Origin of the sequence: Nocardiopsis listeri (assembly GCF_020741345.1) — a bacterium.
Taxonomy (GTDB): domain Bacteria; phylum Actinomycetota; class Actinomycetes; order Streptosporangiales; family Streptosporangiaceae; genus Nocardiopsis; species Nocardiopsis listeri_A.
The window spans coordinates 1-7,861 of the sequence record NZ_DYZD01000210.1 but is presented as its reverse complement, the minus strand read 5'-3'; the positions used below and the strand labels follow the sequence as shown (position 1 = coordinate 7,861).

The window sequence follows — 7,861 nt, the reverse complement described above, 5'->3', positions numbered from 1 at the left end:
CGCGCTGGGCGAAGAACTCGTCGTTGGCCGCGAGCACGCCGCCGCCCAGGCGCCGGTCGGCGAGGTCGACCAGGCCGGAGAAGTCGAGCTCGGTCTTCCTGTAGTCGGCGTAGGGGTCACCTCCGCCGTAGGGCCGGGCGTTGTAGTCACGAGGGTCGAAGGGCTGGGCCCCGCTCATGGTTCTCCTGTCACGTCGATCGGTGGGGACGTCTTCAGGTTGGCAGGAGAGACCGATAACTTCCAGCGAAACTTTTTGATCTATATGTTCACTTGTACTGAACGGTTGTGCTGTGCAGTTCTCCGGCGATCCGAGTGAGGGCGCGCAGGGCCGCGTCGATCTGGGGGCGTCGGCCCGAACCCGCGCGGACCGCCCACACCACGTGCCGGCGGGGTCGGTCCGACCTCGGGGTCCGCAGCACCACTCCGGGCGCGTCGTCGGCCGCGGCCAGCCGAGGGACGAGCGCCACCCCCAGTCCGGCCGCCACCATGTCGAGGATGGCCCGCCAGTCCGAGGCCACGTGCCCCTGCTCGGGCACGAAGCCGGCCTGGGCGCAGGCGGCCACCGTGATGTCGCGCCAGGGACCGGAGGCGCCGTAGATCCACGGTTCGTCGGACAGGTCGCGCAGGTGCGGCGCGGGGGAGTCGGCCATCCGGTGCCCGGCGGGCAGCGCGACGTCCAGGGGGTCGGTCAGCAATTCGCCCCGTTCGTAGCGTCCGTCCTGGTCACCGGGTGTGTGGGCGGCCAGGGAGAGACCGATGTCGACCTCTCCGGCGGAGAGCAGTTCGTACACCTCGGCGGCTTCGGCCTGATGCACCCGTGTGCGCAGGTGCGGGTGGGTGCGGCGCAGGGCGCTCAACGCCGGCACCACCAGGGTCGGGATGGCGGTGGCGAACGCGCCCACGCGCACCCGTCCGGCCTCACCCCGGACGAATCCGTCCAGTTCGGCCTCGGCCCGCTCCAGCTGGGCCAGCACCACGTCGGCGTGGCGCAACAGCACGTGGGCCGCGTCGGTCAGCCGGACGCGGCGCCCGTGCGCCTCCAACAGCGCCACCCCCACCTGTCGGGACAGCGACGACAGCTGTTGGGAGACGGCGGAGGGCGTCATGGACAGCGCCTCGGCCGTCTCCCGGACGGTTCCGAGTTCGTGGAGGGTGCGGAGTACACGAAGCTTGCGCAGGTCCCAGTCGGTCACCTTCACAGGCATACCATTCACCTTCACTGAACGGAATCGGATCCGTGGAACGAGAGAGGGGCGGGCGCACGGTCCCCGTGCGCCCGCCCCGGACGGTCGTCGATCAGGCCTTTTCGGCCGGGTCGATCGTGCCGTCGCGGTAGGCGTACCCGGCGTGGTCGGAGTACTTGGCCTCGCCCGGACCGGCGCTGCCGATGTCCTCCCGATCGATGTCGGAGGGCGGACCGGAGGACGGTCGCCCGATCACGTTGAAGCAGATGTTCAACAGGATCGACACGATCGCCGCCCCGATGATCCCCGAGTGCGCGATCATCTCGACGGGCTCGGGGAGGAAGGAGTAGAAGGTCGGGTAGGCCAGGGGGATGATGGAGACCCCGATGGAGGTGGCCACCAGGATCAGGTTGAGGTTGTTGTTGAAGTCGACCTTGGTCAGGGTCTTGATGCCGCTGGAGGCCACGGTGCCGAACAGGACCAGGCCGGCCCCTCCCAGGACCGGGGTCGGCAGGGCGGCCATGACCCCGCCCAGGATCGGGAACATGCCCAGCAGCAGGAGGATGCCGGCACCGGTGGCCACCACGTAACGGCTGCGGATGCCGGTCAGGGCCAGCAACCCGATGTTCTGCGCGAAGGAGCTGGTGGGGGTGGTGTTGAAGATCGGACCGATGATGGAGCCGCTCACGTCGGCGCGCAGACCGGCGGAGATGCGCTTGGCGTCGACCTTGGAACCGGTGATCTCGCCGACCGCGATGATGTGCGAGGCGCCCTCGGTGAGCACCACCAGCATGATCACGCACATGGTGGCGATCGCGGCGATCTCGAACTCGGGGGCACCGAAGTAGAACACCGAGGTCGGGTTGAACACGACGTCCGCCTCGCCCACGCGGCTGAAGTCGGCCATGCCGAAGGGGATGGCGATGAGGGTGCCGACGATCAGACCGAAGAGGATGGACAGGCGTCCCCAGATACCGGGGAACACGCGGGAACCGATCAGGATGACCGCGAGGGTCACCCCGGCCAGGGCGAGGTTGGCCATGGGGGCGGCCGGCACCGTGGAGCCGTCGTCGAGGACGGCGGTGGCGTCGTCCATGATCCAGCCGGCGGCCACCGGCATGAGGCTGATGCCGATGACGGTGATGATCGTGCCGGTCACGATCGGGGGGAAGAAGCGGATGAGCTGGCCGAAGAAGGGGGTCAGCAGTAGCGCGAACACGCCGGCGGCCATGGACGCGCCGAGGGCGACGGGCATGTTCTCCCCGTCCTGACCGGCGGCCAGGGTGGCGATGGCGCTGACGGGGACGAACGAACAGGCCACCACGATCGGCATTTGAGCGCCGACCTTTCGGTGACCGACGGTCTGCAGGAGCGTGGCGATACCCGCCATCAAAAGTGCGCCGCTGACGAGGATTCCCATGGCTGCGGGGTCGTTCGCGAGTCCAGCGGCGCTGCCGATGACGAGGGCCGGTGCCACCGCACCGGCGTACATGGTGAGGATGTGCTGGAGCCCGTAGACGAGGAGGAGCCGGATGGGCAGCTTCTCGTCCTCCGGGCGATCGGGGGTCGTGGCGTTCGTTGTGGCCGAGTCCTTCGCGGACGGACTGTTCGACATGGCCAGTTTCCAGCCTTTGCGATCGGCGGTCGTGGAAGACCTGATTGCGGATCAGGGGATCCGTGGTGTCGCTGCGGCCCGGGCGGTCCGATTTCGGGTACGCCTGAGGCCGGTGGGGCCCACTGGGTCGTGGGCCAGGCGAGGTGGTCCTCGGATGGTGTCCTCGGAACGGCGGAGCGGACGGGAGCATGGCCCGGGCGCGGAGTACGCCGACGAGGGTCCGGGGCCCGGCCGCACATGCGGGCCCCGGAAGACGGGGGTCCTGTCGAGGTCGGAGCCGAGACGGTGGGGCCTCGGCTCCGAACACCGGGCATGGGGTGCGCGATGGGCCCGACGCCGGGTTCGCGGAGTGCGGCCACGAGCCGTTCGGTCGGGTCGAAGGCGGCCCACCCATGGGGCAGTGGTCCCTCGACGGGACGCTAGATGAAGCCCGGGACGGCCTTCCAGGCGTCGCCCGCCTCGGGGGCGTCGTCACGCTCGACGACGGCCTCGATCTTGCCGTAGGGGCGGTCGGCGGCGAAGAAGACCTCGTTGGGGTTGTCCAGGCCGAAGGGGGACAGGTCCACCAGGAAGTTGTGGTTGTTCGGCATGGAGAAGCGGATCTCGGCGATCTCGGGGTGGGCTTCGAGGACGGCCTTGCCCATCGCGTACAGCGTCTGCTGCAGGGCGAGGCTGTGCGTCTCGGCGAAGGCCTCCAGACACAGGGCGCGCACGGAGGCGTAGACCTTGTCGAAGTCGTGTTCGGTGCCGACGTAGCGCCAGCGGGCGGTGACGTCGGTGGCGAGGATCCGGTCGTCGGTCTCGGGCAGCGTGGTGTACCGCGTCTTGGGGTAGCTGTGGAACTCCGAACCGGTGGACTTGAGGACGGTCAGGCCCTCGAAGCCGGAGACCACCCACTCCTTGTCGCCGTCCTTGTTGACGACGGTGGTGCGGGTCTCGGCTCCACGGCGGGTGAACGCGTGGTCGTGCGGGCCCTTGGCGGTGGTGATGCGGTCCCAGGAGTACTCCTGGATCTCCTGCCGGGCGCCGTACACGTAGTCGTGCTCGTCCACGAAGTGTCGCGCGAGTCGGAGTGCGAAGTCCTCGATCGCGCCGACGCCGCCCCACTCCCGGGCCTTGGCGTAGACGGTGTTCTTCTGGGTGTCGGTCGGCAGGCACTTGGCGTTGTCGCCGACGGTGTGGACTTCCTCCAGGTCTCCGCGGAGCTGGGAGGTGACGTTGACGTCCTTGATCCGGTGGACGTCGGTGTCGCGGTTGATGTGGACGAGGCGGACCTCGGCCTTGCCGTACTGGTTGTCTCCGAGCCTGATGCCCATCAGGGTGAACTCCATCCGTGTGGATTCGTTTCATCGCTCGCGCCGGTGCGCGCTGTGCGTATGAGGGAGGACCGCTGTGGTCATGCGGAAGGACCTGTCACGCACTCGAAGAGTCGGGGGATGCCTTGTGTGCTGCGGGGATGTGGCCTGGTGTTCCTCCTGGGTCGGTGGTCCGGGGCGGTTCTAGGAGCCTCGGTAGGTCGAGTAGGCGAACGGGCTGAGCAGGAGCGGCACGTGGTAGTGCGCGTCCTCGTCCGCGAGGTCGAACACGATGGTCACCTCGGGGTAGAAGCCCTTCTGCCCGGTCGCGGCGAAGTAGGACTCGGTGTCGAACACGACCCGGTAGTACCCGGAGTCGAGCTGATCGGGTCCGAAGTCGGGGATGCGCCCGTCGTCGTTGGTACGGCCCTCGGCCACCGGCTTCCAGGAGGTGCGCGCGCTGTCCGCGGCGGCCTCCAGACGCACGGGGACGTTCCGAGCGGGCAGCCCCAGCGCGGCGTCGAGGATGTGGGTGGTCACGTGGCTCATGCCGCCTCCAACAGTTTGACCAGGCGTAGCCCGGCGATCTTGCGCAGTTCGTCGCCGACCACGGCCAGTTCGGCCTCGGGATCGTTGTCCAGGCGGGCGACCAGGTCCATGAGGAGTTCACGGCTGGAGCGTCCGCTGGCGCAGACGAGGTAGATCTGCCCGAACCGACCCTCGTACTCCCCCTGTGCGTAGGTGAAGATCCGCTGGACTCGGGTGGAGGCGTCGTCGGTGTCGGCGGCGAACGCGGACTGTTCCCCGCGTGACCATGTCGCTTCGGTGTTCTCGCCCTCGGCCTTCTCCCCGATGCGCGGGTGGCGGGCCAAAGCGGTGGCGACCTCGTCGGAGGTGATCGCGCGTGCGTGTTCGTCGGCACGGGCGAGCAGGGTGGTCCGGTCGGTGAAGGGCGCCTCGGCGGCGACGGCCTCCACCCAGCGGTCGATGTCCAGGCATTGCGCGAGTTCGGTGCGCAGGCCCTCCTTCGACAGCCGGTTCAGGCGGGCCAGTCCCGGCTCGGGGGTGGCCCCCGAGGTGTCCGGGGTGGTCTCGGGCATGTGTTCTCCCTGGGTCTGGACGGTGTTCCTCCGGCTCGCGGGGTGGAGGGCCCACGGGGAGGGGTGCCGCGACTCAGACCTTGGTTTCGTAGGGCAGATAGCTGATTCCGCATTACGGATTGAAGGGACTCTAAACGATGACGGTGTGACCTTGTCAACACTGGCAAGGGGCTTTCTGGGAAAAAGTCCGGGTTCCGTACCCTCGCGCGAAGAACGGGTGAAGTTGCTGTTCGCGGGACGGCGGGCCGGTCGTCGGGGTGGTCGGGGGCGAACGGGTGGTTGACAAGGCTCGGTGGATCGCTGCACACTCAGATCATTCCTTAAAGCGAAAAGTGATTTCCGAAATGTGGAAGTAGCTTCTGGAGGCCGCACATGAGTCGCACCCTCGGGTACACGGTGAACTGCTCCCTGCTGTTCACCGAACTCCCCGTCAACGAACGCCCCCAGGCCGCCAGGGACGCGGGCTTCCACGCCGTCGAGTTCTGGTGGCCCTTCGAGACCGCCACCCCCGAGCAGGCCGACGTCGACGCCTTCGTCGCCGCCATCGACACCGCCGGCGTGCGCCTGACCGGCCTCAACTTCTTCGCCGGACGACTGCCCGGCCCCGACCGCGGCGTGCTCTCCCACCCCGACCGAGCCGCCGAGTTCCGCGCCAACATCGACGTCGTCGTCCAGATCGCCGAACGCACGGGGGCCACCGGCTTCAACGCCCTCTACGGGCTGCGCCAGGACGGTGTCGACCCGGCCGAACAGGATCGCGTCGCGCTGGAGAACACCCTCGCCGCGGCCGAGGGAGTGGCCAAGGTCGGCGGCACCGTCCTGGTCGAACCCCTCAGCGGGGCCGAGACCTACCCGCTCAAGACCGCGGCCGAAGGCCTGGCCTTCGTCGCCCGGGCCAAGGACGCGGGGGCCGACAACGTCGCCCTCCTCGCCGACTTCTTCCATCTCGCCGTCAACGGCGACGACCTCGCCGCCGTGGTGCGCGAGCACGCCGCCGACTTCGGGCACGTCCAGATCGCCGACGCCCCCGGACGCGGCGAGCCCGGCACCGGCGAACTCCCCATCGCCGAACTCCTCACCGCGTCCCGGGCAGGCGGCTATCAGGGGCTGGTGGGCCTGGAGTACAAGCCCACCGTCCCCTCCGCCGAAAGCTTCGGCCGGCTCCCGTAGGCAACGCACACACCGACAGACAAGGACCCGCCATGTCCGCCCAGAAGATCGCCTTCATCGGCCTCGGCATCATGGGCCTGCCGATGGCCGTCAACCTCGTACGCGCCGGTCACACCGTCACCGGCTACAACCGCAGCCCACAGCGCGTCGACGCCTTGGTCGGGAAGGGCGGCCTGCGCGGCGGCAGCGTCGCCGACGCGGTCGCCGACGCCGACGTCGTCATCACGATGGTCCCCGACTCCCCGGACGTCGAGGCCGTCCTGACCGGTGAGGGCGGCGTCTACGAGAGCGCCAAGCCCGGGACGCTCGTCATCGACATGAGCACCATTCGCCCCGACATCGCCCGCACCCTCGCCGCCACCGGCGCCGAGCGCGGCTTCCGTGTCCTGGACGCCCCGGTCAGCGGTGGTGAGGCCGGAGCCATCGAGGCCAAGTTGTCCATCATGGTCGGCGGTGCGCAGGAGGACTTCGACGCGGCCCGACCGGTCTTCGACGTCCTCGGCACCACCCCCGTCCTCGTCGGCCCCAGCGGTGCGGGTCAGACGGTCAAGGCCGCCAACCAGCTCATCGTCGCCGGCCATCTCCAGCTCCTCGCCGAGGCCCTGGTGTTCTTGGAGGCGCACGGAGTGGAGACCGAGGCCGGCCTGGAGGTCCTGGGCGGTGGGCTCGCCGGCAGCACGGTCCTGCAGCGCAAGGGCAAGGGCATGCGCGAACGCGACTTCGAGCCCGGATTCCGGATCGCCCTGCACGACAAGGACATGCGCATCATCACCGACTCCGCGACCGCCGCCGGTGTGGCGATCCCGCTCGGATCGCAGGTGGCGCAGTACGTCGCCGCGCTCAAGAACCAGGGGCACGGCGGCCTCGACCACTCCGCGTTGCTCAAGATCGTCGAACAGCTCTCCGGCCGCGACCAGTAGGAATCCGATCCTTCCGTAGGACACGGGGCGCGGCCGTCGTCCCCGGGTGTTGGCCCACCCGGGATCGGTACGACGGCGCCCCCACCCCTGGCACACACAGTCACCCCAGCACTGAAGGGTTCGCTCTCATGGCGAAAATGCCCGCGATGAACGCCGTCGTGGAGGTTCTCAAGGACGAAGGCGTCGACACCGCCTTCGGCTGCCCCGGCGCGGCGATCCTCCCCCTCTACAAGGCCCTGGAGGACGTCGGCGGCATCGAGCACCTGACCGTCCGCCACGAGGAGGGCGCCACCCACATGGCCGACGGGTGGTCCCGCACCACCGGCAAGGTCGGCGTGGCCATCGGCACCTCCGGCCCGGCCGGCACCAACATGATCACCGGCCTGTACACCGCGATCGCCGACTCGGTTCCGATCGTGTGCATCACCGGTCAGCAGCGCACCGACCTGCTCGACAAGGAGGGCTTCCAGGCGGTCGACATCGTCGAGATCGCCAAGCCCGTCACCAAGTGGGCCGTGCAGATCAAGGAAGCGGCCACCGCCCCGTGGATCTTTCGCGAGGCGTTCCGCGTCGCCCA

8 protein-coding genes and 1 pseudogene are annotated in these 7,861 nt (G+C 69.0%); 3 read left to right on the top strand and 6 right to left on the bottom strand.

Annotation, left to right across the window (positions count from 1 at the left end):
* The 6 genes and pseudogenes from K8V84_RS11395 to uraD form a co-directional block, all read right to left on the bottom strand.
* Positions 1-178: pseudogene (locus K8V84_RS11395) on the bottom strand (allantoicase); the annotation flags it as partial.
* Between the two features lie 88 nt (positions 179-266).
* Positions 267-1,205: a LysR family transcriptional regulator gene (locus K8V84_RS11390; protein ID WP_304073996.1), complete on the bottom strand. Its 939-nt coding sequence runs from the start codon at positions 1,203-1,205 to the stop codon at positions 267-269.
* A gap of 91 nt (positions 1,206-1,296) precedes the next feature.
* On the bottom strand, positions 1,297-2,799 hold the full coding sequence (locus K8V84_RS11385; RefSeq protein WP_304073995.1) for a nucleobase:cation symporter-2 family protein: 1,503 nt from the start codon (positions 2,797-2,799) through the stop codon (positions 1,297-1,299).
* A gap of 419 nt (positions 2,800-3,218) precedes the next feature.
* Positions 3,219-4,115, bottom strand: a complete 897-nt coding sequence (pucL, locus tag K8V84_RS11380) for a factor-independent urate hydroxylase (RefSeq protein ID WP_304073998.1) — start codon at positions 4,113-4,115, stop codon at positions 3,219-3,221.
* A 183-nt stretch (positions 4,116-4,298) separates the two neighbouring features.
* A complete protein-coding gene (uraH, locus tag K8V84_RS11375) occupies positions 4,299-4,643 on the bottom strand; it encodes a hydroxyisourate hydrolase (RefSeq protein WP_304073993.1) in 345 nt (114 codons plus the stop codon).
* Entirely contained in the window at positions 4,640-5,194 is a 555-nt protein-coding gene (uraD, locus tag K8V84_RS11370; RefSeq protein WP_304073991.1) for a 2-oxo-4-hydroxy-4-carboxy-5-ureidoimidazoline decarboxylase, read from the bottom strand. Before uraD ends, uraH begins: the two co-directional genes overlap by 4 nt.
* A 372-nt stretch (positions 5,195-5,566) precedes the next feature.
* On the opposite strand from uraD, the gene K8V84_RS11365 reads away from it, so the two are divergent.
* The 3 genes from K8V84_RS11365 to K8V84_RS11355 all read left to right on the top strand — a co-directional run.
* On the top strand, positions 5,567-6,364 hold the full coding sequence (locus K8V84_RS11365) for a hydroxypyruvate isomerase family protein (protein ID WP_304073989.1): 798 nt from the start codon (positions 5,567-5,569) through the stop codon (positions 6,362-6,364).
* 32 nt (positions 6,365-6,396) lie between these two features.
* A complete protein-coding gene (locus K8V84_RS11360) occupies positions 6,397-7,284 on the top strand; it encodes a 2-hydroxy-3-oxopropionate reductase (RefSeq protein WP_304073987.1) in 888 nt (295 codons plus the stop codon).
* Positions 7,285-7,412: 128 nt separating this feature from the next.
* Positions 7,413-7,861, top strand: a 449-nt coding sequence (locus K8V84_RS11355) for a thiamine pyrophosphate-binding protein (protein ID WP_304073985.1), incomplete at its 3' end; no start/stop codon positions are given.

Coding starts and splice junctions, on each gene's coding strand:
- K8V84_RS11390 (WP_304073996.1), bottom strand. CDS start 1,205: ATGCCTGTGAAGGTGACCGACTGGGACCTGCGCAAGCTTCGTGTACTC.
- K8V84_RS11385 (WP_304073995.1), bottom strand. CDS start 2,799: ATGTCGAACAGTCCGTCCGCGAAGGACTCGGCCACAACGAACGCCACG.
- K8V84_RS11360 (WP_304073987.1), top strand. CDS start 6,397: ATGTCCGCCCAGAAGATCGCCTTCATCGGCCTCGGCATCATGGGCCTG.
- K8V84_RS11365 (WP_304073989.1), top strand. CDS start 5,567: ATGAGTCGCACCCTCGGGTACACGGTGAACTGCTCCCTGCTGTTCACC.
- uraH (WP_304073993.1), bottom strand. CDS start 4,643: ATGAGCCACGTGACCACCCACATCCTCGACGCCGCGCTGGGGCTGCCC.
- uraD (WP_304073991.1), bottom strand. CDS start 5,194: ATGCCCGAGACCACCCCGGACACCTCGGGGGCCACCCCCGAGCCGGGA.
- pucL (WP_304073998.1), bottom strand. CDS start 4,115: ATGGGCATCAGGCTCGGAGACAACCAGTACGGCAAGGCCGAGGTCCGC.